The following is a 25,934-nucleotide window of genomic DNA, read 5'->3' as shown; positions in this document are numbered from 1 at the left end:
ATGCAATACATTATCATTATCATATCGGCCATTTTTGTCAACAACATCGTACTGGCGCAATTCCTCGGAATCTGTCCGTTCCTTGGTGTTTCAAAAAAGACCTCAACTGCCGTAGGGATGGCCGGAGCCGTTGCCTTTGTAATGACACTGGCCACCATCGTTACCTACCTGATTCAGCACAATATTCTGAATCCGCTACACGTAGAGTACCTGCAAACCATATCATTTATTCTGGTGATTGCTGCACTGGTTCAGCTGGTCGAAATCATCCTGAAAAAGGTAAGTCCCGCGCTTTATCAGGCATTGGGCGTTTTCCTTCCGCTGATTACTACCAACTGCGCCATTTTGGGTGTAGCCATTCTGACCATTCAGAAAGACTTTAACCTGATGGAAGGTGTAGTATATGCCATCTCTACCGCTATCGGTTTTGGACTGGCGCTGGTGATTTTCGCCGGATTGCGCGAGCACCTCGACCTGATGAATGTACCGAAAGGTTTAAAAGGAACGCCTATCGCCTTGATTACAGCCGGTATTCTGGCCATGGCCTTCATGGGATTCTCCGGAATCGTTTAAGCCGAAAATTCATACAAATTCGATATACAAAAGCTGCCTCGATACTGTCGGGGCAGCTTTTTTTCGTTTGCTCCCGTTTTCCCAATAGGTGAAGATTTCCTCCGCTTTTGTAATTCTTTTCTCTCCTTTGGCCAATATTTCCTCATCGCTGGTAGAGTCTTTCTCTACATTGGGAGAGTTTTTCTCTCTTCTGGTTAACACTATCACCACTCTTTCAGATATTCCCGCGTCTCTTTCAATGTTTTTCGCCAGTTTAGCACTCATTTTCTCCTCTCTTTCGACCTTTTTCCCACCTCTTTCAGTGTCTTCCTCCATTCTTTCGATGTTTTCCTCCGCGGGGAAAATGGTTCCTAAACAGCGACAACATTGTACGCATTTCCTGGAAAAACGTTATTACACAAAAAAGGCCACCTCAACCGAGGCAGCCTTTTATATCTTATCAGGAAAAATCCTTATTTCAGGTATTTATCAAGCCAGTTGAAGAAGACCCGTTGCCACAGAATACCATCCTGTGCCTGCAGCACCCAATGACTTTCTTCCGGGAAATAAAGGAACTCAGCCGGAATTCCGCGCAAACGTGCGGCATTAAAGGCAGCTTCGCCTTGTGTATAAGGAATCCGGTAGTCATGTCCGCCATGAATGACCAAAATCGGGGCATCCCAATTCTGAACGTACTTATGCGGAGAGAACTTGGCATATGACTTCATCGCTACCGGGTTTTTGAAGTCCCAGTACGAACCGCCCAAATCCCAGTTCACAAACCACATCTCTTCGGTGGTGGTGTACATCGCTTCGAAGTTGAAGATACCGTCGTGTGCAATAAAGGCTTTGAAGTAGCCGTTATTGTGTCCGGCCAGGTAGTAAACCGAATAACCACCAAAGCTCGCGCCCACTGCTCCCAGTCGGTTGTTATCAACATAAGGCTCTTTGGCTACGTCTTTGATGGCCGACATGTAATCGTCCATCGCCAAACCGCCGTAATCGCCGGAGATTTCTTCGTTCCACTTGGTCCCGAAACCGGGTAGTCCACGGCGGTTCGGAGCCACGATGATGTAGTCGTTAGCCGCCATCATCTGGAAATTCCAGCGGTACGACCAAAACTGACTAACCGTACTCTGCGGTCCACCTTCGCAATACAGCAATGTTGGATATTTCTTATTCGGATCGAAATGCGGAGGATAAATCACCCACACCAGTTCCTTTTTGTTATCGACGGTTTTCACCCAACGTTTTTCCACTTTCCCAAACGTGAGCTGGTCGAGATATTTCTTATTGATAGCGGTAATCTGTGTCTCTTTGCCATCTGCCGGATTCACACTGTACAGGTCGGCCGGATGCGACATTGAAACACGCTGCCCGATAAGCTTGTCGCCGGCCGGCATCACACTCTGGTAATTGTGAACGCCATCGGTAATACGGGTAATGCTGTCAGCAGCTACATCGAGCGCATACATTTCGTCGGTAGCATGAAAATCCGAGATAAAATAAATCTTCTTGCTATCGGCTGACCAAACCAGTCCGTTGGCATTCTGATCGAAATTCTTCGAATAATCCATCTTGTCACCGGTTGCCAAATCGGCAATGAAGAGGCGGTTTTTATCCGATTCGTAACCATCGTGTTCCATACTCTCCCACGCCAGTTTTTTGCCGTCGGGCGAGAAAACCGGGTTAATATCGTAGCCCATCATCCCTTTGGTGTAGTTGATGGTTTCGCCATTAGCGATATCATACAGATAGATATCGGAATTCGTGGAAAGCGCATAGGCACGGCCCACTTTCTTCTTGCAGGTGTAGGCAATCTTTTTTCCGTCGGGCGAGAAATTAATCTGCTCGATGCCGCCGAACGGTTTCATTGGCGTATCGAAGCGCTCGCCTTTCATGATGTCGGTTCCGGCTACCACGTTGTTCTCGTTGTAATCGGTTACAAACACATGCTGGTAAGTGTAATCGTGCCACTGATCCCAGTGCACATACATCAGGTCGGTTTCGAGGCGGGCATTGGCCTTCGGAAGATCCGGGAACAGATCGTGCACACTCTTGTCGAGTTTCACATTCTGAACGTAGAGAATGCGATCCTGGGTAGGCGCATACTTGAATCCGATGATGCCACCATCGATATGAGAAACCTGGTGCTGACCGGAACCGTCGGGATTCATTTCCCATAACTGCACGCTACCGGATTTGGAAGAAAGGTAACCAATCTTCTTGCCGTCGGGGCGCCATTGCGGATTAAACTCTTTTTCCGGTGTGTCGGTCAGTTGTACCGGAGTTCCCCCATCGGTGGAAACCGAATACAAGTCGCGGTACGATTTATTTTCCGGAATATTGAAATAGGTTACAGCATACACCACCGATTTTCCGTCAGGCGAAACTTCGGCTTCGCTCATTCGTCCAAAGGACCAGAGCACTTCCGGTGTCATGATGTCGGAGGTCAATTTGGGAACCTCAGGCACAAAATTCTTTTTCTCCACTTTCGGCGCTTTAGTGGCAGTGGTGCAGGCCATCAGGCCAACCATCAACAGCGGAAGTGTAAAAAGAGCTAGTTTTTTCATTGTACAACAATTTTCTGATTTGACACAAATTTAATCCGAATAATCATTCGGTCAAGAAAGGACAAAACAAAACCCGCTATGTTACACAGCGGGTTTCGACTTTCTGCCTATGAATTATCCCTGCTCAGGTCCCGTAATGATAGGTCATAACCGGTTCTTGAATAGTCTGTCCGTCATAGTTGGTGTACCGAACAATAAAATTAATCGAATTATTGCCAGCTGCCTTCAGGGTTCCCAGCTTGAAGCTGACGATGCCCGAAGTCCGGTAAGCCTGCTCATCCCCGCGTGCATTGTGTTTCAAGTCGAGCATATACGGTTGTGCCACTCCATCCCCGGTTTCATCGTTCACCAGGTTAATGTAGTGCGTTGAACCGGCCGTGTAGAAGGAAATCTCAACATTCAGGATACTATCCTGCGACATCCAGATGTCTTTCACATCGATGGGATCATAGCCCATGCTGTCAGCATCCACTTGTGAAGCAACGGAAATATCCTTATAAAGAATATTCCGTAAATCGTTCAATTTTCCGTAATAAATGAGCGAACCATCACTATTGGTTTTATCGTCCAGTGGATTAAAATTCATCCATACCCGTTGATTGTTATAGATGTTCGCAAAGGGAACCGACGTAGCTACCGGAACAAACGAATCGCCATTGTCCATTTTAATGACATACGAGCTCGCATCCGGACTCTCTTTCTGGACAACGCCGAGGCTAACAATAAAATCACCGACGGAATATTTTCCATCATCATCGGTATCGCAGGATGTTGTTACAACAGCCAGAAACGATACGCCTAACAGCAATAAAAACACCTTTCTCATAATCAGACCTTTCTCTCTTTATTAACTCAATTGGTATAAACATGACGACAAAAATCGTGTCAAAGGTTGCGTTCCGGAGTGTTAATTCAGAAAATCATCGAAGTGATAGCGTAAATCATTGCCGGGAATAATTCTTTTTCTCCTTTCATCCCTTTAATTAACCTTTGCAAGTACAAAATCATCGAAGTTCTTGTCTGAAGTTGTCTTTCCAGGAAGTAAAATAATGGATCAATCCGATGATTTTGAGGTGTGACACGATAAATTTACCCTTCCACACATTAAATAACGTAATCGAAGCCCCAAAAGAGTTAAAGAATAGACTAAAAAAACTAATCGATTAGTTTCCGGACTGAAAATTTTAGCCAGGGGACCCAATTTTTTGACTAAACAACCTAATAGATTACGTTAACCAGTTCCCTGAAATAAAAATGCTTCGCATTAACCCCCTAAATCCTCTAAAAGGGACTTTAAGCCGCCCCTTTAGGGGAAGTTTGGAGGGGTAAAACGGAGAAAACTTACAATGAAGAATCAATTTCTATTCAGCGTGCTCCAGCAAGAAGGTTTTGAATGCATCGAACGAAGCGTTAAGCGAATCAATCATGTGTTCGTTGCGTAGGAAATTCTCCAGGCGTTCGGGCATCGGTACATTCCCTTTCCCAATCACACCCTCTACCGTTTCAGTAAATTTGGCCGGGTGGGCTGTTTCCAGGAAAATTCCGGCCTCACCGGGATGAAGATTATCTTCCAGCGCCTGGTAGCCGATGGCTCCATGCGGATCGAGCAGGTAGCCCGTCTGTTTGTATACACGGCCCAACGTTTCGCGAATCTCTTCGTCGGTATATCGAGTTCCGGAGATATCTTTCCGAATGGCTTTCACATCATTCTGATACAAATCGAGAATGCGGGCAAAGTTGCTCGGATCGCCTACGTCCATGGCATTGGCAATGGTAGCCACCGACGGCCGTGGCTTGAAGTCTCCTGTTTTCAGGTACTCAAACACCACATCGTTGCGGTTGTTGGCTGCAATAAAACGATGCACCGGAAGGCCCATTCGTTTGGCAAATAAGCCGGCGGTCAGGTTTCCGAAATTGCCACTGGGCACCGAGAAGACTAGTTTTTTATCCTTTTCGGGAAGATGGGCCCAGGCATTGAAATAGTAAAACGCCTGCGGCAGAAAACGCGCCACATTGATGGAATTAGCCGAAGTTAGCGTCAGTTGTTTCTTCAGGTCTTCATCCATAAAGGCTGATTTCACCAATCGCTGGCAATCGTCGAACGTACCGTCAATTTCCAGCGCGGTAATGTTATGTCCCAGCGTGGTGAACTGTTTCTCCTGAATTTCGCTCACTTTCCCTTTCGGGTACAGTACGTAAACGTGAATTCCGGGTACGTTGAAAAAACCATTGGCTACAGCACTTCCTGTATCGCCCGAAGTGGCCACCAGCACATTTACCTTTCCCTTTTGCTGCGACAGAAAATAGCCAAGCAGACGAGCCATGAACCGGGCGCCAACATCTTTGAACGCGAGTGTCGGGCCATGGAAAAGTTCGAGCGAATAAATGGAATCGCGCACATGCACCAGCGGCGCATCGAACGAGAGCGTATCGAACACAATCTCCCGCAAATCGGCTTCCGGAATGTCCTCGCCAAAGAAATGCTTCGCTACTTCGAATGCAATTTCACGGAAAGTGAATGATTCCATCTCTTTGAAAAACCATTCCGGCAACGGAACAATGCGTTCGGGCATATACAATCCGCGGTCGGGTGCCAGACCTTCGGTTACGGCCGTGCGTAAATCAACGTTAGGTGCTTCGTTATTGGTACTGTAATATTTCATGACTCTATTCGATTCCGAGAAATTTTTTCATAAACTGGTTACCTTCCACCGTGCCATATGCGCCTTTGGCCGCAGCTTGTTCGGTGTAAGCGGTCACCTCGTCAGGTGTTTCACCCGGGCGGTAAATCACGAAAGGAATGGCATCCCGCGTGTGCGTCCGTATTTTCCAGGGCGTGGGATGATCGGGCAACAATGACAGCGCTACCGATTCGTCCATTTTCTCCGTTTCTTCCAAAAGGAAACGAACCACACGATTATCGAGATATTCAATCGTTTTTACCTTCAAATCGTAATCACCTTCGTGGCCCGCTTCGTCACTCGCTTCAATGTGAAGATAGACAAAATCGTGATCGCGCAATGCATCGATGGTGGCTTGCGCCTTGCCTTCGTAATTGGTATCGTACAAACCGGTGGCGCCTTCCACTTTGATCACATCCATGCCGGCATACACGCCAATGCCCTGAATGAGATCGACTGCGGAAATTACGGCTGCAGGCCCAAGACCATACATCTCCTGCAAAGTCTGCATTTTCGGTTTGTTACCGGGTGACCATGGCCACACGGAAGTTGCCGGATCTTTTCCGGCCTCTCTCCTCTTCCGGTTAACCGGATGATCGGCCAGTATTTTCTGTGAATCCAAAATCAGCTGACGGATAAGTGCGGCTGTTTCTTCGCCTTCCGGCGATGAAGCTTCGGGCAGCAAACCGGCAAAAGGCTTCTCCGGCACATCGTGCGGAGGCACACATTTCACCATTTTGTTTCCGCCTTTAATAACCAGCAAATGACGATATGAAACACCCGGATAAAACCGAACCTTGTCGGTTCCCAGTTTTTCATTCAGATAAGCAATCAGTTCGGCACCTTCTTCGGTACCGATATGTCCGGCTGAATGGTTTTTCAGGATGTCACCTTCGACACACACCAGGTTACAGCGCATGGCTAAATCATCAGGCTGAAGTTCGACACCAATGCTGGCCGCTTCGAGCACACCACGGCCTTCGAAAACCGCTTCCACATCGTAACCCAGCACCGCCATATTGGCCACTTCACTTCCCGGGTGCAACGATTCGGGGATGGTTTTGAACAACCCACTCTTCCCCATCGCCGCCAGCTTGTCCAAATGCGGTGTATTGGCGGCCATCAGCGGAGTGAGGTTTCCTTTTGATGGCTCGGGCAAATCAGCCATTCCGTCTCCAAGGATTACTATATATTTCATGGCATTAAGTTACATTCATAAATTATCAATCAGGAAAGATTACCTCATCCTGTTACATTAAATCAACTTACAATTTGTAAGTAACCAATTTCAAATCCGCATCAGATATTCGAAACCTTAATCAAATCGGCAAATACGCCGGCTGCTGTTACGGCGGCACCTGCTCCGTATCCTTTGATTAGCATCGGAAACTCGTTGTACCGTTCGCTGGTAAGCAATACAATATTATTACTGCCTTCGAGGTCGAAGAATGGATGACGGGCATCTACTATGCGCAAAGCCACTTCAGCCTGACCATTCTCGAGCTTTCCGACAAAACGCCAGCGTTGATTATTTGCTGCCAGTTCTTTCCGGCGCTGTTCAAACTCTTCATCCATCTCGTTGATGTTTTTCCAGAATTCGTCCAGCATTCCATCAAAGTATTTCTGCGGAATAAATGGTTCCATTTTCACATCTTCCTTCTCTATTTCGTACCCCGATTCACGGGCAAGGATAACCAGCTTACGTACCACATCGATACCGCTTAAATCGACGCGCGGATCAGGTTCTGCATATCCTTCTTCCTTTGCCATTCGGATGGCCTGACTCAACGGAATTTCTTCGCTTAGCGTATTGAAAATGAAGTTCAGTGTTCCGGAAAGAACCGCTTCGATGCGTTGGATACGATCACCCGAACGTTGCAGATCGTTAATGGTGGAAATCAATGGTAATCCTGCACCCACATTCGTTTCGAACAAAAACTTCACACCTTTTTTACTGGCCGTATCTTTCAGTTTTTTGTACCGGCTAAAAGACGATGAAGCTGCTACCTTATTTGCGGCCACCACTGAAATGAAGTTATCGAGAATATGGTGGTAATGTTCTGCTATTTCGGCATTAGCCGTACAATCGACAAACACCGAGTTGAACATGTTCATTCCAATCATTTCCTGGCAGAATGCCGTCATATTGGACTTCTCTTCCGAGGATTTCAAAAGGCTCTCCACCTCACTGATTTGAATCCCGGCCCGGTCGAAATACATCTTCCGGGAGTTAGCCACGCCGGCCAGCTTTATCTTCAAACGATGATCGCGCATCAAACGTGGTTGCTGCTGTTCTATCTGTTTCAACAGGTCGCGTCCCACCGTCCCTATTCCGACCAGAAAGATGTTTAATTCGATATATGGCGACAGAAAGAATGATTCATGAACCACATTCAATGTTTTCCGTAAATCGGAATGCTTCACGACCCACGAAATATTTTGCTCGGAAGCCCCCTGTGCAATGGCGACCACGTTAATCCCGTTTTTCCCGATGGTATGGAACAATTTTCCGGCAATACCGGCAGAATGTTTCATGTGCTCACCGACAATTGCCACGATAGAAAGATTTTCCTCCACCGTAATCTTATTGATACGCCCGGAAGCTATTTCCGCGGTAAACTCTTCTTCAATTCCTTCACGCGCCACCTCGGCACATCCCGAATCAACCGCAAAACTAATGGAGTTCTCCGACGAAGCCTGTGAAATGAGAATCACATTGATTTCTTTCCGCGCCAGGACACCGAAAATCCGGGACGATATTCCGGTTACGCCAATCATTCCGAGGCCCTGAACGGTAATCAGCGTAATCCCCGACATGGATGAAATCCCTTTGATGGGCCGATCTTTCCAATCAGTCTCCTCCAACCCAATGAGTGTTCCCTCGGCTTCGGGGGCCATCGTATTCTTTATCTGAACCGGAATGCCTTTTTTATAAACGGGTAAGATTGTAGGCGGATAAATCACCTTCGCACCAAAGTGCGACAACTCCATTGCCTCCGAATAAGTCAGCGAGGGAATAGGATAGGCTTTGCTGATGACACGTGGATCAGCGGTCATAAATCCATCTACGTCAGTCCAAATTTCCAGCTTTTCAGCGTCCATCGCTGCAGCGAATAATGCCGCTGTATAATCGGAACCTCCGCGTCCAAGCGTGGTCATCACGCCATTTGACGAAGACGAAATGAAACCGGGAGCCACAGCTACCCCTTTCAGGTTACCACATCGTTCAGCTATTAATTGGTAGGTTTTGTCCAAGTCCACATACGCCCGGCCAAAATTCTCATCCGTTTTGATGACTGCCGCACTGTCAATCAGTTCTGCCTTCAAAAATTCGCTAATCAGCAACGACGACATCCGCTCTCCAAAGCCCACAATTTTATCGAGGGTTTTCGGAGTGAGTTCATAAATCAATGAAACACCCTGAAAAATTTTTTCCAGCTCTTCGAAATAAGGATGCAATTTGGACAACACCCGGTTCAATTGCTCACCGGCAAAAAGTTGTCCGGCCATCTCTTCATGCCGTGTTCGAATGGCTGATAAACCTGTTGTAAATTCTCCGCCCTCAGCTGTTGTTCGGGCTGTCAGCAGCAATGTATCCGTAATGCCGCTCAGTGCCGATACCACCACGATGACAGGGGTATTTTGTCCTTTTACTATTTCGTCAATCCTTCTTACATTTTCATGCGATCCGACTGACGTTCCTCCGAATTTCAAAATCTTCATGGGCAAAATATTATGAATTATCAGCTATTCACTTGCACAAAGGTTAAAAAAAATCTGAACCGGGATTTCCCCGGTCCAGAATCACATGTATTTCTTAAGAAAAATTTATTGCTCGACCGACGAAGTAATGGCTTCCAGAATTTTTGTTTCCAATTCCTCTGCCAACTCCGGGTTATCTTTCAATAGGTTTTTCACACTTTCGCGCCCCTGTCCGAGTTTTGTTTCACCATAACTGAACCAGGAACCACTCTTCTTAATAATATTCAAATCAACCCCCAGGTCAATAATTTCACCTGTTTTCGAAATTCCTTCACCATACATGATGTCGAATTCCGCTTTGCGGAAAGGTGGAGCGACTTTATTTTTCACAACCTTCACGCGCGTATGGTTTCCCTGTACCTCTTCGCCATCTTTAATCTGACCGATACGGCGGATATCGAGACGAACGGAAGCATAAAATTTCAGAGCATTACCACCGGTGGTTGTTTCCGGGTTACCGAACATCACACCGATTTTTTCACGCAACTGGTTAATAAAGATACAGCAGGTTTTGGTGCGGCTAATGTTACCTGTCAGTTTACGCAACGCCTGCGACATCAGGCGGGCCTGCAAGCCAACACGTGCATCACCCATTTCACCTTCAATTTCCGCTTTCGGAGTCAAAGCAGCTACTGAGTCAATCACAACCAGGTCAACTGCTCCGGAGCGAATCAGGTTATCAGCAATTTCCAGTGCCTGTTCACCGTTATCGGGCTGCGAAATCAGCAACTCATCGATATCGACACCTAGCTTACGGGCATAAAACGGGTCGAATGCGTGTTCCGCATCAATGATGGCAGCAATACCACCCTGTTTTTGTGATTCAGCAATGGCATGAATGGCCAGCGTGGTTTTACCCGACGATTCCGGTCCGTATATTTCGATGACACGACCTTTGGGGAATCCACCAACTCCCAAAGCCACGTCGAGTGAGATTGAGCCTGAAGGAATGGCCGGAACATCTTCGTGCGCACGGTCGCCCATACGCATGATAGAGCCTTTTCCGTAGCTCTTCTCAATTTTGTCCATTGTCAGCTGAAGTGCTTTCAGCTTTTCTTTGTTTACATTCTGCTGTTCTTCTTTAGCCATATAATTAAGCGTAATTTAGTTTCAGAGGTTGAGTTCTCCGGCTATTTGTTTTGTATGTTCCTTCGTTTTTACTTTCCGGAAGATTTTCTCAATAATTCCTTCTTCATTAATAACAAATGTGGTACGCAACACTCCCATGTAAGTCTTGCCGTACAAATTTTTTTCACCCCAGGCACCATATGCCTGAAGGAGATCTTTTTCCGGGTCAGAAATTAAATTGAATTTCAATCCGAACTTATCGATAAATTTCCGGTGCGATTCTTCGGAGTCGGGACTGACTCCAACTACTTCATATCCTTTTGAAATCCAGTAATCGTAGTTATCATTCAGGTCACAGGCTTCGGCAGTGCATCCCGGTGTATTATCTTTCGGGTAAAAATACAGAATTAACTTCTTCCCTTTGAAATCATCGAGCGAAATAGTTTTACCTTCTTGGTTTTTACCTTTAAAATCAGGAGCTTTACCTCCTTCGTTTAGTTCTTTCATAACCATAAATTTGGGCTGCTTATTACAAATATACTTTAAAATAGGATCACCACATAAAACAGATTATTAAAAGTGGAGTTCAAATTGATGACAGGTATAGCGGAAAATAACCCAAAATTTGTATTTTTAACTCACGGACATCAATCAAAATGAGCTTTTCACTCCCAAAGAGAAAAAACATGAAACCAAAGCACCGGATTTTAAACATTTTCCTCGCACTAATTCTACTCTTTCTGTTGCCATTTAATGTATCGGCACAAAGGGAAAGAGATATGGAGGCTAAGGCCGCGAATTATTTTCACGATCAGAATTATCAGGATGCACTACCACTCTACAAAGAGCTTATTAAAATGTATCCCGAAGATGAAGAACTCAATTACTGCTATGGAGTTTCCATGGTAGAAACGGAGCACTACGGCCCCGATGCCTGGAAAGCGTTGTTGACTGCCTCACTTGGGCGGGTTCCTGCGGATGTTTACTTCTACCTGGGAAAATGTTTCCACGCCGAATCGGATTGGGATTTGGCCACGAAATACTATCAGCGTTTTGCCGATTACGGCCGGAATAAAGATTTAAAACGATTGGGATTACGGGAGTACATGGATTTATGTTCCCGGAAAATCAATCCATTTAAAGCAGCCACCGCAGATAAAAAAACACCGAAAGATACGGTTAAGCCGGCTCAGGCTCAGGAAAAGCCATCGTATGAATCATTTATCGCATTAACTGCGGAACAGAAAAAACATCATCCGGAGTTATTTTCGACAGACGAAGCTCAGTCAGTAGCAACTGAGAATATTGACAGTTCCAACGTTCCGGTATCGGAAGTAACAGCGGAACAGAAAGAAAGATATCCTCATTTATTTGCTACCGAGAAGATCAATTCCGGACAGGAATCTGCAGAAGATAACATCCCTGTTCCAGTTCAAACGAAGACATTTTCTCCGCCAGCGGGCCTCGATAATGCCTGGTTCAACTTCCAGGTAAACAGCCGCATTAAATACCACGAGCTGAAAGACTTCCGCACACCGGACGGAAAATCCATTTTTGCAAAAGGTTGGATTGCCAGCATACGTCAGGACTCACTGGCAGCAGCAACACATCATCTGCGGAAAGAATATGAAGGGCAAGATCCGAAGAATAATGCCGAACTGTCACAAAAAATTCTTCAGGCAGAACAGCTTTCTTACAAATTAATGAGAGAAAGAGAGGATTTTTTCCGAAGGGCTCGCCAGGAAGAACAGCAATACTGGGACAATCAACCCGACAATGAGATTGAACAATTCTCCGCAACTCTATTAAAAAAACAAGAGCAGCACGTTAAAAAGCGGGAAGAAGCATTAGCCGCCGAACAACCGGCACCTCCTGCCCCGAAAGTAAATAAGCCAGTGGTAAAAAAACCGGTCGTAACACCAGCTTCCGATGAAATTGAGTATCGCGTTCAAATCGGTTCATTTAGCAAAGGCTTACCGTCTTACGTACAACGCTTGTACGATAAACTTTCCAAGTTCAGGAAAATCGATCATTATACCGACGATAAGGGAGTCGTTGTCTATACCGTTGGAAAACTGAGTGATTATCATGCGGCAGTCAATCTAAAAAAACAACTTCGGCAGGAAGGTGCCAGTGACGCATTTGTGGTTGCATACAAGAACGGGGAAAGGATTAAGGTGAGTGATGCATTGAAAATTCAGAAGGGTAAATAAATGTTTTTGCTAACCAATGTTCTTTCTTTCCGTGAAATTTGGAAATTGTTACTAATTTTAGTGGAGAGTTACCTGCAAAAGATTCAGTATGCAAAACAACGATTTTACATGGGAACACAGAAAAAAAAGCAACACAGTTTAACAGAAGAGGTCGACAAGGAAAAAAGATATTCGTTGTTTCTTCATAACGATGATTTCCATTCATTCGATTTTGTTATCGATGCGCTAATGGATATTTGTCATCACAGTACGCAACAAGCCACACAATGTACTTACCTTATTCATTTCAAGGGGAAGTGCGACATTAAGCAAGGCTCTATGGAATTTCTGCGGCCAATGCGTCAGGCCCTTGCAGGCAGAAGCCTTAAAGCGACAATTAAATAAGGTATAAATTAATTTATTCACCCACTTTCATACACAAATGACAATCCTGACCATACTGCTTCTCATTTTCCTGGGAATCATATTATTACTTCTTGAATTTGCCGTAATCCCCGGAATCACCATTGCCGGAATCGGAGGTATAGTACTCTTTGGTTACAGCATCTACCTGGCGTTTGGAGCCTATGGTACAGCCGCAGGAATCGGAACACTGCTTTTCATTATTATTGTTGTTCCCATCCTGATGTTTAAGCTCCTTAAAGGAAAAATAGGAGATAAAATGTCATTGAAATCCACCATAATCGGAAAAACGAACCTGATTGAGGATACCCGGTTTCATGCAGGAGACAAGGGAGTAACAGTTACCCGGCTTGGCCCTGTCGGGAAGGTTGAATTTGACGGGCAGGTGATGGAAGGGAAATCAACCGGCCCCATGATGGACGCCGGTACCGAAGTTGAAATTGTAAAAGTTTTAAAGAATCAAATAATCGTTAAACCTATAAAAAAAGAAGAGTTATGATTCCAGGTACTGTGGGAATAATTGTCGGGATAGTCGTCCTGCTGATTATCTTCCTTTATTTTATACCTATTGGACTTTGGTTTTCAGCCATTGTATCAGGGGTACGAATTTCGTTGATGCAACTATTTCTGATGCGCTTCCGTAAAGTTCCTCCGGGTGTGATAACCCGGGCGATGATTGAAGCACATAAAGCAGGATTGGGAGGAATCAAACGTGATTTGCTTGAAGCGCACTACCTTGCCGGTGGGCATGTTGAGAGTGTGGTGCACGCACTGGTTTCCGCTGAAAAAGCCAACATCGAACTTTCCTTTAATATGGCTACAGCCATCGACCTTGCAGGTCGCGATGTTTTCCAGGCAGTACAAATGTCGGTGAATCCCAAAGTTATCGATACACCACCGGTAACAGCCGTATCAAAAGATGGTATTCAGCTGATTTGTAAAGCCCGCGTAACCGTCAGGGCCAATATCAAGCAGCTGGTAGGTGGAGCTGGCGAAGAGACTGTTCTGGCCCGTGTTGGTGAAGGTATTGTATCATCAATTGGTTCGTCATTCTCGCATAAAGAAGTGTTGGAAAATCCGGATTCTATCTCACGCGTAGTGTTGGAAAAAGGGTTGGATGCCGGTACTGCTTTCGAGATTCTGTCTATCGATATTGCCGATATCGACATTGGTAAAAACATTGGTGCGGTATTGCAAATGGACCAGGCCGAAGCGGATAAAAATATCGCTCAGGCAAAAGCCGAAGAACGCCGCGCGATGGCTGTCGCTCTCGAGCAGGAAATGAAAGCCAAAGCTCAGGAAGCACGTGCCAAAGTAATTGAAGCCGAAGCGCAGGTACCGCTTGCCATTTCAGAGGCTTTTAAAAATGGTAACCTTGGCATTATGGACTATATGAAGTACAAAAACATTAATGCCGACACAGCCATGCGTGATTCGATTGCAAAAGATGAAAGCAGTTCATCATCATCCATCGGCAATCAATCGGAATAGAAAAAAATCACTCATTATATCAAAAGGAAAAGGAACGAATAATCGTTCCTTTTTTTGCTTACGTTCCTTCCTAAAAAATTGCCCACTGCAATCGTTTGCGAAATATTTTTAACATTGTCTTAATGAAATCAAGTGTTTTAAAACATACATTTGTCATGTGATTTTTATTCATAGGTTTGGATTTAGTTAGTTTTTATTGGTTTAGTTAGTTTTAGTTAGGTTGGAAAAGGATAGATGCCCGTCTATCCTTTTTTTCATTGACAAAAACCTGAAAGACAACCAGGTTAACAAAAGATTGAGTCGTAAGGAAAGATGTAAAATGGTCGAAACAAAAAATATAAGGACAATGAAAAACAGCCATTCCAAAAAGATCACCTTTTTAAAATTCTTTTAAAAGTAGCTTAACACACAAACATGTTTTTCAGCATATATTTGTAATAGATTTTTATTCATAGGTTTGGATTTAGTTAGTTTTATTGGTTTAGTTAGGTTGGAAAGGATAGATGCCCGTCTATCCTTTTTTTATGCCTTAAATTCTGGAATTTTCCAATGTGTTTTGAATCGTAAACAGAAATTGAATTTCAGGCAGAATCAACTCCGATATTGGTATGACTTATTATCGATTTAATCTTCTTTTAAAAATGACTTAACACAGAAACATGTTTTTCAGCATATATTTGTAATAGATTTTTTATTCATAGGTTTGGATTTAGTTAGTTTTATTGGTTTAGTTAGGTTGGAAAGGATAGATGCCCGTCTATCCTTTTTTTATGCCTTAAAATTGCTGCCTTCAAAATCCGCAATTCAGCTCGCAGGTGACCATCACCGCACCCCCGCTGCCGATACTAGTTACAAACAAAAATGAAGCTTATGGCGATGAAAAATATTTTGACCTCGTCTTCATTTTTTAAAGCACGCTTAACATACAAATTATGTTTTTCAACATATATTTGCAGCGATTTTCAAACACAAGTTTGGAATTCGTTTTATGGATTAGTTAGTTTAGTTAGGTTGGAAAAGGATAGATGGCATCTATCCTTTTTTTTACGCCATTAAATTATCTCCACTCAATCCTGGCACGGAAATCCGAAGAGACTGAAATTTGTGCTTTTCAATCGCAATTCAGTTCTTTTTAAAATATTTTTAAAAGTAGCTTAACACAAACACATGTTTTTCAGCATATATTTGTAACAGATTTTTTATTCATAGGTTTGGATTTAGTTAGTTTTATTGGTTTAGTTAGGTTGGAAAGGATAGATGCCCGTCTATCCTTTTTTTATGCCTTCACTTCAGATGAAAATTCAGCATGCTAATAAATTTCATTTTGCTGAATCGTGGCGGAACCGAACGATTCGACGAATCATCCCACGAAAAATAAAGAAGTGAAATGGCTGGCTCAAATACCAGTATAAACGTCCAAACACTCCCTTCGGACGAAAAGTAGCCACCTGATACAACCAGGTATGCTCATTCCCACGGACCAATTTAAATTCGAGCCAAGCCTCGCCCGGCAGTTTCATTTCAGCGAAAAGCAATAGTCTTCTCTCTTCTTTATCAGCATACAAAACCCGCCAGAAATCCAATGCATCGCCGGTTCTTATTTCATTAGGAAGTCGCCGGCCTCTCCTTAAACCAACTCCTCCTACCAATTTATCGAGAAATCCGCGCAGACGCCAAAGCCAATTCGCATAGTACCAGCCCCGGTCTCCACCGATTGACCAAATATTTTCCATGACAGCATTTTCAGACACATCCACTTTCTTGCGCTTTACTACTTTAAAACATCCAAAATGCGGTACCTCGATGTGCCGGGACAGGCTACCTTCCAGTCGCCCGCTTGCAAAGGCATCCTTCCAGCTCGAAATGACCATATTTTGCTCAATCCGGTCGTATGCCAATTTCACTGCGTCCCGGAAGGAAACAGGTTGGTGTTTTAATATTTCGGCAAGACGATTGTCCTTGCACACCACTTCAACTTTCATGCTGTCGACCAAATTAACAGCCAGGTTGTATGATATGGCCGTAACAAAATAGAGCCAGTAAGACGACAAACGGGGCGTCATAACCGGAACCGTTACAATGTATCGCTTCAACCCTCTCACCCCGGCAAATTCAAGCATCATTTCCCGGTAGGTAAGTATCTCCGGACCACCAATATCAAAGCGTTGATCGAAAAATCGCTCATCCAACAGAACCTGCGTCAGGTAATAAATAACATCCCGGATGGCAATGGGCTGTGACTTGGTGAGTACCCAGCGGGGTGTTAGCATAAAAGGGAGCTTTTCTACCAAATCACGCATAATCTCAAACGAGGCACTCCCGGAACCGACAATAATCCCGGCCTGCAAAATGGTTGTATGATACTCACCACCGGCTAAGATATCGCCAACTTTCTGCCTCGAACGTAAATGTTTCGAAAGTTTTTGGTCGTTACTGATGCCGCCCAGATAAATTACCTGCTTAACACCAACTTCCTCCACAAACTTCCGAAAGTTCATGGCCGTTTGAGCTTCCAATACATCAAACGAATCGATAGACGAAGACATGGAATGTATCAGATAGTATGCAACATCAATTCCGGCAGGAAATTGATCAACCGACTGAATATTCAAAAAATCAATCTCCAGAACCGAGAGCTGCCTGGATGGTAAACCAATCGTGGAGAAGCGTTGTTTGTCACGCACGCAGCAAATCACTTCGTGTCCTTGCTCCAATAAAACCGGAAGAAGCCGTTTTCCAATATATCCCGTTGCACCGGTAAGTAATATCTTCACATCAATAATAATTTACACGATTACTCGCTATACGAAACCACGGCTTTCAGATTACAGTCAGAATCCCGTTAGTAGGTAAAGTCATCGCTCTGTACAATAAACGTAAAATCTATGATGAAGGATTAACTATTACAAGAAATCCTCAGAATTCCTGCCACAATTACCCTTCAACAGCGTATTCCGTGCGCTATTGTTATGCACGAATTAAGTCGATGCTACAATCATATGACAGATAGTACTCCGCTAACAATAACCTTTCGTTTTGTTCACCATACCATCATTTCAGCTTAACAAGCAAGTCACTGAACATGACTTAATTGCCATATGCCAATTTTGATTAAAACGTATGACTAAACGAAGAAGAATTGACCTGGTGGTTCTATCCGACATCCACCTTGGAACAACAGGCAGCCACGCCGTCGAATTGCTAAAATACCTGAAAAGCATTCGTCCGAAAACCTTAATCCTGAATGGTGACATCATCGACATCTGGCAATTCAGGAAACGCTATTTCCCAAAATCACACCTGAAAGTAATTAAGCATCTGCTGGGAATGGCCTCCAAGCACACCACCGTTTATTATATTACCGGCAACCACGACGAAATGTTCCGCCGTTTCAGCGGACTAAAAATCGGGAAACTGAAGATTGTGAATCAGCTTGAACTTGATTTGGACGGCAACCGCAGCTGGTTTTTCCATGGCGATGTATTCGATGTGGTGATGCAATATTCCAAATGGCTGGCGAAACTCGGAGCAATTGGCTACGATAGTCTGATTTGGCTGAATACTAAAATCAACTGGCTGAACCGTCAACTGGGTTTCGAACCGGTTTCTTTCTCCAAAAAGATAAAAAACTCAGTGAAGGGCGCTGTTAAGTACATCAACTCTTTCGAAGATACCGCTGCAGCACTAGGTGCCCGGAAAGGTTATAAAAATATTGTTTGCGGACACATTCACCACCCGGAAATCAAGGAACTGGAATTCCCGCAAGGAAACATTACATACCTGAATTCGGGCGATTGGATTGAAAACCTCACCAGTTTGGAGTATAACAATGGTGAATGGAAAATATTCAGCTTTCGCGACGATTTTGTGGAAGAAGATGGTTTTACACCGAACGAACGCGAACAGCTGGTGGACTTCGACCCCAAGGAGCTTTTCCAAATTCTGTTAAACGAATTTCAAACGGAAGCGTGAAAGTACTCTATGCCATACAAGGAACCGGAAACGGCCATCTGAGCCGGGCCAGAGACATTATTCCAATTTTGGAAGAATATGCGCAACTGGACATTCTGGTAAGCGGAACGCAGGCGGAAGTTGCGCTGGGATATCCGGTGAAATTTCGGAAGAAAGGCCTGGGTTTTGTTTTCGGTAAAAACGGAGGGATTGACCTGCTGGGCACTTATCGCGATGCCAACATTTCCAATCTATTGAAAGAGATTGAGACTCTTCCGGTAGAAAGCTACGATTTGGTCATCAATGATTTCGAACCGGTTTCGGCATGGGCCTGCCGTCGGAAAAACGTACCGTGCATTTCACTCAGTCATCAGGCTTCGCTGTTAAGCAAAAAAGTGCCGCGCCCATCGAAAAAAGATCCGGTAGCGACTTTCCTGTTAGAAAACTATGCTCCTACCGATTTTCAGATCAGTTTTCATTTCGCCCCCTACGACGAGCATATTTTCACGCCGGTCATACGGAAACAGGTCCGGAATACCGAACCTGATGACAAAGGACACTACACAGTGTACCTCCCGGCATTTGACGATAAAAAGTTGATAAAGAAACTATCATTTTTTCAGGACACACGCTGGGAGATTTTTTCCAAACACGCACAATCAACTTACCGGAAGGGAAATATCACAGTTCGTCCCATTTCGAATGAGGCATTTCTTAGAAGTATGTCCGAATCGACTGGTGTACTTTGCGGAGCTGGTTTTGAAACCCCTGCCGAAGCCTTGTATTTGGGCAAGAAGTTGATGGTTGTCCCGATGAAAGGCCAGTACGAACAGCAATGTAATGCAGCTGCTCTGAAGCAGATGGGTGTACCTGTTATCAAAAATCTAAAAGAAAAGAATCTGCCGAAGATTGGTGACTGGTTAACGAATGGCGAGCCCATTCCGGTATTCTATCCCGATCAAACACGGAGTATTGTTAAAAAGATATTTGAAGAACACATCGAATGGCTTATAAAGTTTTATAATAGAGAAGTATCTACAACGAAATATCAACACACCAATGTACCCGAATATGAATTAGCTGACTAACCGACTGAGTCGCAATAATACACACACAGTCCCTCCCTATTTATCAAATAACAGTAATCCATTTCCCGTACAAAAGCTGCCCGGAATCTCCCTCCGGGCTCTTTTCACTATATGTATCCTGGCTTTCCTGACAAAGGAATTGTGAAGTAAAAAACAGAGCCTTTTTCGGGATTCGATTCAACACCTATCTCTCCCCCCATCAGATGTACCAGACTTTCAGCAATACTGAGTCCTAAACCGGTTCCACCAATGGCTTGTTTCTGAACACTCACGGTCCGGTAAAAGCGTTCGAATATTTTTTTCTGCTCTTCCTTCCGAATTCCCATTCCTGTATCCCGAACAAAAAAGCGCACCTGATTGGAAGCAATTGAATAGCCGATTTCGATGATTCCTTCATGGGTATATTTTATTGCATTGGAAAGGAAACTGGACATAACCTGGCGAATTTTCTCCCGATCAGCCTTCAGCTTGTCGTGTTCGGCTCCTGCCGGAAGACTCTTAGTCAGGGCAATCGGCTTGTTACGCACTTCCCGCCGAAACGAGAGATGCAAATCCTCCATCAACTCCAATGGACTGAAATCCATTTCTTTAAGCGGAATCGACTCAGTATCTAAGCGGGAAACTGCCATCACATCGTCGATAATATTCAACAGATGGTCAGCATTTGAATTGATGATACGAATAAACTGCTCACGCTCATCCGATGCGATGTGTTCTTCCAGCAAATTGGTAAAACCAACGATAGCATTCATTGGCGTTCTGATCTCATGACTGATATTTGCCAAAAAAGCAGACTTCAGCTTATCACCTTCTTCCGCCTGCTCCTTCGCTTTCACCAGGGCTTTTTCCATTTGCTTATATTCGGTAACATCCATTATCACCCCCTTAAGCCTGATGAGCACACCGTTTTCAAAAATCGGAACAATGCGGTTATTTAACCATCGTTGCTGTCCATCGGGAAGAACAATACGTATCTCATCCTCAAGCATCTGTTTCTCGACCGAGAGTCGATCGAATAATTTCTGAATCAGATATTGATCGTCGGGTATCAAACGCTCCAGAAAGTCATTATAAGATCGCATTCCCTTTGCCGGTTGCAGACCGAATATCTTGTTGCAATTATCTGAAGAATGCATGGTTTCATTGACCAAATCATACTCCCAGTCCCCCATCCGGGCAATTTCCTGCGCTTCCCTCAGCGATGCCTCACTTTTCTTCAGTTCATTTTCAGCCCGCTTCTTGTCAGTCACATCTTCCATGATAACAATGTACTGCGTGATTTCACCGACATTATTAACAATGGGTGATACAGTAACATTTTCCCAGTAATACTTACCGTCCTTTTTTCTATTCAGAAATTCGCCTTTCCACTCTTTCCCTTGTCGCAGGGCTGCCAGCATCGTATTAAAATCTTCTTCAGGAAGGTGCCCAGGGTTCATAATTCTCGGGCTACGGCCTTTCACATCTTCCAATGAATAGCCGGTCAAGGAAGAAAAACGCGGATTAACATACTGTATCAATCCATCGGCTCCGGTAATGATAAAAGATGCCGGACTCTGCTCTACCGCGACACTTAGGGTCAACAGCATTTCCTCAGCCTTTTTTCGTGGAGTAACATCATGCACAATGGCATGAACCATCGGTATACCACGAAGAACTATTGGGCCGCTGAATACTTCTACACTACAGGTAGAATAATCGGCTTTCCGGTGCTTAAATTCGTAGTGATTATGTGTTGAATAATCGACGTTCTGCAGCTTATCTCTAATTTCATTTGACGGAAGCGTGTTAATATCCGCGATATTCATGGATGTGAGCTCTTCGTACGTCCAACCATAAAAATCCACAGCCGCCTGATTTGCATCGATAATGTTTCCGGTGTTTTTATCAATCAGGAACATGGTTGCATGGTTATTACTGAACAGTGTCCGGTAACGCTCCTCACTATCATGCAAAGCTTTCAGGGCTTTATTTCGTTCGGTAACATCGGTTGTCAATACCAGTCGGGCAGGACGATCGTTAAAGGTTAAACGATGGGAACTGACTGCGACACTGATGATCTCACCATTTTTCTTTTTATGCCGCCACTCTCCTGCCCAATCAAAGTCATCTTCATGTCTTCCCAAATCTATCATCAATTGCGCAACATCTTCCTCCGGGCGAATATCTTTAATGGTCATCGACAGAAACTCAGCTCTTGAGTATCCGTAATGTTTTACTGCAGCATTATTTACTTCGATAAATTGATACGTTTCCAGATCATAAATCCACATGGGATGCGGATTGTTGTGAAACAGGTATTTGTACTTCTGCTTACTTTCCACTAAGGCCTCTTCGGCTCTCTTATCCTCAGTGATATCCTGAATGACGCCAAACATCTTTACCGGTTGGCCGGCATCATTAAACTCCAACACACCTATTCCGTGCAACCAACGAACCTCCTGATCATTTTTTCGACGAACAGGATAAACTCTGTCAAAAGGTTTGCCTTCTCCTATAACCTCATTCAGGAAATAATTTTCGATGCTTTTACGGTATTCCGGAAGAATAAATCCCAGCCACGACTCCACGGTCTTCATTTCCGTTGATTCAATACCAAACAATCGATCCAACGTTTCAGAACTGGTCCACGTTCCTGAAGCCATATCAAGAACATAATGTCCCATTCGTCCAACGCGCTGCGCCTCTTTCAGCAATGATTCGCTCTCTTTCAGCGCTTTTTCAGCTTGTTTTTGCTCAGAAATATCTTCTACACTTGCCCATATATATTTCACCCCCTTCTCTACCAGAATCTGCCCTTTCAACCGAACCGGTATCAAATGCCCGTCCTTATGGATATATTCCTTTTCACATAGGCCAAAATGTCCCTGGTTTAGTAAACTATTCAGCTGCTCCTCTTCCTGCTCACGGTACACCGATGGTATTAAATCCCGATAAGCCAATCTCAGCGCTTCTTCCCTTGTATATCCGATAATACCGAGCATGGCGGGATTCATATCAACCAATTTTCCGTCCAGCGTCGTCAATACCAATCCAATCGACGCCAGGTTAAACAGAGTCCGATTATACTCCCGGCTCGCTTTCAATTCATTTTCAGTCTCCTTTTTCCCGGTAATATCCATGACGATGCCTTCCAGTGCAATCAATTCACCATCGCCATTGTATATGCCACTTCCCTGCTCCCACACCCATTTTATTTTCCCGTCTGCAGAACGAATCTGATATTCTCCCTGAAAAACATCTCCATTCTCTAAAACTTTCTGCCATTGTTCCCACAATGATTCCCGATGTTCTTCGAGAACTAACTCTCCATACGATATTGCCTTGCTTCCAATCATCTCGTCCGGTTGATATCCTGTCAGGCTGAGGCATCCCTGACTGACAAATTCCATTGTCCAGTCGCGATCGTTTTTGCAGCGATAGATTAGGCCGGGAACATTTCCCAGGATTGATGAGTACAATCGAAGATTATCTTGTAAGGAGATATCTGGCAGCGGAGAAGATTCTTCCAAAATCTGATTTGCAGTTATCTCCCCGGATATTTTCCCGACACCTTGCTCAACCAATAAAGCCAACACCGGAGCCATCCGGGCCAGTTGCTGAAAGGAGTCATCATCAATATCTGCATCTTCCGGAATACCCCAGAACAGGATCAGTCCAGTTAACCTGCCTCCAACCAAAAGCGGAAGACTGAAAACGGGAATTGTATTTTCGGACAACAACTCTTCAACCAAAACCACGTCGTCTGAGCAAATTATGTGGGGTTGACGAAGGTTGCTCCATCGATGTATGATAGGGGATAAATCGGAGAAATCCTTACCTGCCGCAATTACTGAGAGGTTGGAAAAAACAATATCAAAATCCTTCCCGTTGACACGAGACAAAACCGAGATGGCCCGGGCTTTCGCTAAATCCTGAAGCAAAGACAACAAAGACATCGAGAAGGAACCGTCTCTCGAAATAATTGCCAGAAAATTGTCAAAGGCTTTTTCAGCAATATCGTTATCACTTTGCGTCAGGCTGGCTTCCGGGGTTAAATTCTTCATCATGAAACAAGCGTCCAGGTTAGCAGGTTAAAGATTGGTAAGTTAATTAAAATCTTTATGTTGTCGAAAAAAAAACATTTTTTCGACACTAAATATCAGAACAGATAATCGGATAAAATAGCCAGGGAAGGTATACCATATAACTACTTCTCTGCAGCCAACCGCTGGTATACTCCATTTGTCCAGCCAAACCCATCCTGATTAGGATATTCGCCACCACCGCCGGGAACTTCGGGATTCACCACATTGTACTTTTCTTCCATTCGGTGATACTTCCGGTATACTTCCTCATTCACTTTCATCCAACGCTGTTTGATTTCGTTCGCCAGCGCATCGTAACCATAATTGCGAAGTCCCTGAATCGAAATCCACTGCAGTGGTGCCCACCCATTAGGCGAGTCCCATTGTTGTCCGGTAGCATAAGGAGTCGTGACTACCCCTCCGGTCTTCAGGAGTTCGTCCTCTACCACTTTCATCACTTCGGAAGCTTGTTTCGCGGAAGCCATATGAAAGAATAGCGGATAAACAGCAGCGAGCGAAACAATACTTGTCTGTTTTCCCGTGGTATAATCGTAGTCGAAATAATAGCCTTTCTCACTATTCCAGCAATAGCGGTTCAATGCTTCCAGCCTTTTTTGCGCTTTTTGCTCAAACCGGGCTGACGAAACCGAATCGCCCTTTACCTTGTATGCATGAGCAATGGTTTTTTCCATATTGAACATCAATGCATTCAGGTCGACCGGAACAATATCCGTCGTGTGCATGGTATATAAAGGAAAACTTCCGTCCGGTGATTCCTTCAGCCAACGGCTGGAAAAATCCCATCCCGACTCGGCAGCCGAACGGAGATCACGATACATCTTCAACGTATCCAACGACGGATTGAGAGCCAGTGCCTGTCTAACCGTATGAACATCTTCGCTGTAAGCCTCCGAACGCGGAAAATCCCCTTTGTCATAATAACGGTTCAATAAAGTACCGTCTTCCATTCGAACAACATGCCCGCACGCTGTTTTATCAGCACTGACTTTATCTGCGCCATGCATCCAAAAATGATATTCCTCAACCATTTGGGGTAAATAGTGTACATAAACGGAATCATCTTTCTTCAGTCGGGCAAGTAAACTGACCATTAACGCAAAGAAAGGTGGTTGTGAACGTGTCAGGTAATAGGTCCGGTTTCCGTTGGGAATAAATCCAATGGTATCGATAATATAGGCAAAGTTATCAATCATCGAATTGATTACATCTATCTCTCCGTCGGTAGCCAATCCCAACATCGTAAAATAGCTATCCCAGTAATAAACTTCACGGAAACGTCCTCCGGGGATTACATACTTATTAGGCAAAGGTATAAGTGTTCCTGAATGAGCAACATCGGGTTGCCGCAACAAAACCGACCACAAGTGCCGGATATGTTTTTGGATAGCTAACGTATCCGGATTACTCATAGGATGATAGGCTGGAATAATAAAGTGCTTCTCTACAAACTGCTTCAACACCTTAGTATCATCCTTTCCTGCAATACCTTCGTATGCTTCACGAATTTTGGCCGGAGATTCCTTGGGAACGCAATCGACAAACGTCTTGCTATCGGGGAAGATATCTGTCTTTTGTACATCGTAGAACAACTGGCCGTAAAGGGCCTCGGGAGTGCCAACATCTACGGGTTCGGTGGCTTGTTTCTGACAACTGGTTGAAAACGCAACCAATAAGGTTAGAAACAGCCAGAAAAACGGACGGTGGATTGCCTGCCGGAAAGCAAAATAATTCTTCATATGTTCAATATTTACTCCTAAATTGCCTAATACCTAGACCATTTCGTCAGGAAAGGATACCAATTAAATGGTAAAAAGACATTTTAATGGTTAGGTTTACTTATTTTCCTTAATCCAAAGTTTCCAGCAAAACTTTGTTTGCTCCTACAAAATACATTCTACCGAAAACTTACCGAACCAAAAATAAGATTTCTTAACCAAAAAAAACAGTTAAAACGGGAAATACGGAAGGTTTATTGCAGTTCACCAAAAGAAACGGTCTCATCAATCCGGATAAATCACTCTAGTATTGCTTGTTATGAAATATAATATCTAAATAAAAAATAATA

18 protein-coding genes are annotated in these 25,934 nt (G+C 44.3%); 7 read left to right on the top strand and 11 right to left on the bottom strand.

Annotated elements, in window-relative coordinates; all coding sequences use genetic code 11:
- Complete coding sequence (rsxA, locus tag T426_RS25975; RefSeq protein ID WP_025864236.1) at positions 1-573, top strand: electron transport complex subunit RsxA; 573 nt, start codon at positions 1-3, stop codon at positions 571-573.
- Positions 574-582: 9 nt separating this feature from the next.
- Here rsxA and T426_RS0104135 read toward each other — a convergent pair whose 3' ends face one another.
- The 8 genes from T426_RS0104135 to bcp form a co-directional block, all read right to left on the bottom strand.
- Positions 583-888 (bottom strand): hypothetical protein, encoded by a 306-nt coding sequence (locus tag T426_RS0104135; protein ID WP_025864235.1) that lies wholly within the window; start codon positions 886-888, stop codon positions 583-585.
- A gap of 137 nt (positions 889-1,025) precedes the next feature.
- On the bottom strand, positions 1,026-3,125 hold the full coding sequence (gene dpp5 / locus T426_RS0104130) for a dipeptidyl-peptidase Dpp5 (RefSeq protein WP_027585319.1): 2,100 nt from the start codon (positions 3,123-3,125) through the stop codon (positions 1,026-1,028).
- 124 nt (positions 3,126-3,249) lie between these two features.
- A complete protein-coding gene (locus T426_RS0104125; RefSeq protein WP_025864234.1) occupies positions 3,250-3,951 on the bottom strand; it encodes a NigD1/NigD2 family lipoprotein in 702 nt (233 codons plus the stop codon).
- Positions 3,952-4,486: 535 nt separating this feature from the next.
- Positions 4,487-5,788, bottom strand: coding sequence for a threonine synthase (thrC, locus tag T426_RS0104120; RefSeq protein ID WP_025864233.1), 1,302 nt, complete (start codon positions 5,786-5,788; stop codon positions 4,487-4,489).
- A gap of 4 nt (positions 5,789-5,792) precedes the next feature.
- On the bottom strand, positions 5,793-7,004 hold the full coding sequence (locus T426_RS0104115) for a cofactor-independent phosphoglycerate mutase (RefSeq protein WP_025864232.1): 1,212 nt from the start codon (positions 7,002-7,004) through the stop codon (positions 5,793-5,795).
- A gap of 101 nt (positions 7,005-7,105) precedes the next feature.
- Positions 7,106-9,529, bottom strand: a complete 2,424-nt coding sequence (gene thrA, locus T426_RS0104110) for a bifunctional aspartate kinase/homoserine dehydrogenase I (protein ID WP_025864231.1) — start codon at positions 9,527-9,529, stop codon at positions 7,106-7,108.
- Between the two features lie 105 nt (positions 9,530-9,634).
- On the bottom strand, positions 9,635-10,657 hold the full coding sequence (gene recA / locus T426_RS0104105) for a recombinase RecA (RefSeq protein ID WP_025864230.1): 1,023 nt from the start codon (positions 10,655-10,657) through the stop codon (positions 9,635-9,637).
- Between the two features lie 21 nt (positions 10,658-10,678).
- Complete coding sequence (gene bcp, locus T426_RS0104100) at positions 10,679-11,143, bottom strand: thioredoxin-dependent thiol peroxidase (protein ID WP_025864229.1); 465 nt, start codon at positions 11,141-11,143, stop codon at positions 10,679-10,681.
- 179 nt (positions 11,144-11,322) lie between these two features.
- Here bcp and T426_RS24925 point away from each other — a divergent pair, with 179 nt between their 5' ends.
- The 4 genes from T426_RS24925 (at position 11,323) to floA (ending at position 14,742) form a co-directional block, all read left to right on the top strand.
- Entirely contained in the window at positions 11,323-12,849 is a 1,527-nt protein-coding gene (locus T426_RS24925; protein ID WP_051538766.1) for an SPOR domain-containing protein, read from the top strand.
- 108 nt (positions 12,850-12,957) lie between these two features.
- Complete coding sequence (locus T426_RS0104090) at positions 12,958-13,233, top strand: ATP-dependent Clp protease adaptor ClpS (protein ID WP_025864227.1); 276 nt, start codon at positions 12,958-12,960, stop codon at positions 13,231-13,233.
- A gap of 7 nt (positions 13,234-13,240) precedes the next feature.
- Complete coding sequence (locus T426_RS0104085) at positions 13,241-13,750, top strand: NfeD family protein (RefSeq protein WP_443094172.1); 510 nt, start codon at positions 13,241-13,243, stop codon at positions 13,748-13,750.
- Positions 13,747-14,742, top strand: a complete 996-nt coding sequence (gene floA, locus T426_RS0104080; RefSeq protein WP_025864225.1) for a flotillin-like protein FloA — start codon at positions 13,747-13,749, stop codon at positions 14,740-14,742. Before T426_RS0104085 ends, floA begins: the two co-directional genes overlap by 4 nt.
- Positions 14,743-16,061: 1,319 nt before the next feature.
- Here the strand turns inward: floA and T426_RS0104075 are convergent.
- Positions 16,062-17,516: an SDR family oxidoreductase gene (locus T426_RS0104075; RefSeq protein WP_025864224.1), complete on the bottom strand. Its 1,455-nt coding sequence runs from the start codon at positions 17,514-17,516 to the stop codon at positions 16,062-16,064.
- Positions 17,517-17,862: 346 nt separating this feature from the next.
- Here T426_RS0104075 and T426_RS0104070 point away from each other — a divergent pair, with 346 nt between their 5' ends.
- Together T426_RS0104070 and T426_RS22675 are read left to right on the top strand one after the other, a co-directional pair.
- The gene (locus T426_RS0104070) at positions 17,863-18,714 is read left to right on the top strand and encodes a UDP-2,3-diacylglucosamine diphosphatase (protein ID WP_025864223.1); all 852 of its coding nucleotides are present in this window, start codon (positions 17,863-17,865) and stop codon (positions 18,712-18,714) included.
- Positions 18,711-19,781: a glycosyltransferase family protein gene (locus T426_RS22675; protein WP_025864222.1), complete on the top strand. Its 1,071-nt coding sequence runs from the start codon at positions 18,711-18,713 to the stop codon at positions 19,779-19,781. The genes T426_RS0104070 and T426_RS22675 overlap by 4 nt, the downstream gene beginning before the upstream one ends.
- 107 nt (positions 19,782-19,888) lie before the next feature.
- On the opposite strand, the gene T426_RS0104060 is transcribed toward T426_RS22675, so the two are convergent.
- Together T426_RS0104060 and treF are read right to left on the bottom strand one after the other, a co-directional pair.
- Complete coding sequence (locus T426_RS0104060) at positions 19,889-23,830, bottom strand: PAS domain S-box protein (protein WP_025864221.1); 3,942 nt, start codon at positions 23,828-23,830, stop codon at positions 19,889-19,891.
- A 140-nt stretch (positions 23,831-23,970) separates the two neighbouring features.
- The gene (gene treF / locus T426_RS0104055) at positions 23,971-25,605 is read right to left on the bottom strand and encodes an alpha,alpha-trehalase TreF (RefSeq protein WP_025864220.1); all 1,635 of its coding nucleotides are present in this window, start codon (positions 25,603-25,605) and stop codon (positions 23,971-23,973) included.
- Positions 25,606-25,934 lie beyond the last annotated feature (329 nt).

It is taken from the genome of Prolixibacter bellariivorans ATCC BAA-1284, assembly GCF_000621705.1.
In the GTDB taxonomy this organism is placed as follows: domain Bacteria; phylum Bacteroidota; class Bacteroidia; order Bacteroidales; family Prolixibacteraceae; genus Prolixibacter; species Prolixibacter bellariivorans.
Note: the sequence above shows the minus strand (reverse complement) of the source record. Positions and strands in the feature narration are given on the sequence as shown.

What these genes read in the sequence shown, in the direction of transcription:
- dpp5 (WP_027585319.1), bottom strand. Translation starts at nt 3,125, where the DNA reads ATGAAAAAACTAGCTCTTTTTACACTTCCGCTGTTGATGGTTGGCCTG.
- thrA (WP_025864231.1), bottom strand. Translation starts at nt 9,529, where the DNA reads ATGAAGATTTTGAAATTCGGAGGAACGTCAGTCGGATCGCATGAAAAT.
- thrC (WP_025864233.1), bottom strand. Translation starts at nt 5,788, where the DNA reads ATGAAATATTACAGTACCAATAACGAAGCACCTAACGTTGATTTACGC.
- T426_RS0104090 (WP_025864227.1), top strand. Translation starts at nt 12,958, where the DNA reads ATGGGAACACAGAAAAAAAAGCAACACAGTTTAACAGAAGAGGTCGAC.
- T426_RS0104070 (WP_025864223.1), top strand. Translation starts at nt 17,863, where the DNA reads ATGACTAAACGAAGAAGAATTGACCTGGTGGTTCTATCCGACATCCAC.
- T426_RS24925 (WP_051538766.1), top strand. Translation starts at nt 11,323, where the DNA reads ATGAAACCAAAGCACCGGATTTTAAACATTTTCCTCGCACTAATTCTA.
- floA (WP_025864225.1), top strand. Translation starts at nt 13,747, where the DNA reads ATGATTCCAGGTACTGTGGGAATAATTGTCGGGATAGTCGTCCTGCTG.
- T426_RS0104125 (WP_025864234.1), bottom strand. Translation starts at nt 3,951, where the DNA reads ATGAGAAAGGTGTTTTTATTGCTGTTAGGCGTATCGTTTCTGGCTGTT.
- rsxA (WP_025864236.1), top strand. Translation starts at nt 1, where the DNA reads ATGCAATACATTATCATTATCATATCGGCCATTTTTGTCAACAACATC.
- recA (WP_025864230.1), bottom strand. Translation starts at nt 10,657, where the DNA reads ATGGCTAAAGAAGAACAGCAGAATGTAAACAAAGAAAAGCTGAAAGCA.
- T426_RS0104135 (WP_025864235.1), bottom strand. Translation starts at nt 888, where the DNA reads ATGGAGGAAGACACTGAAAGAGGTGGGAAAAAGGTCGAAAGAGAGGAG.
- T426_RS0104115 (WP_025864232.1), bottom strand. Translation starts at nt 7,004, where the DNA reads ATGAAATATATAGTAATCCTTGGAGACGGAATGGCTGATTTGCCCGAG.
- T426_RS0104060 (WP_025864221.1), bottom strand. Translation starts at nt 23,830, where the DNA reads ATGATGAAGAATTTAACCCCGGAAGCCAGCCTGACGCAAAGTGATAAC.
- bcp (WP_025864229.1), bottom strand. Translation starts at nt 11,143, where the DNA reads ATGAAAGAACTAAACGAAGGAGGTAAAGCTCCTGATTTTAAAGGTAAA.
- treF (WP_025864220.1), bottom strand. Translation starts at nt 25,605, where the DNA reads ATGAAGAATTATTTTGCTTTCCGGCAGGCAATCCACCGTCCGTTTTTC.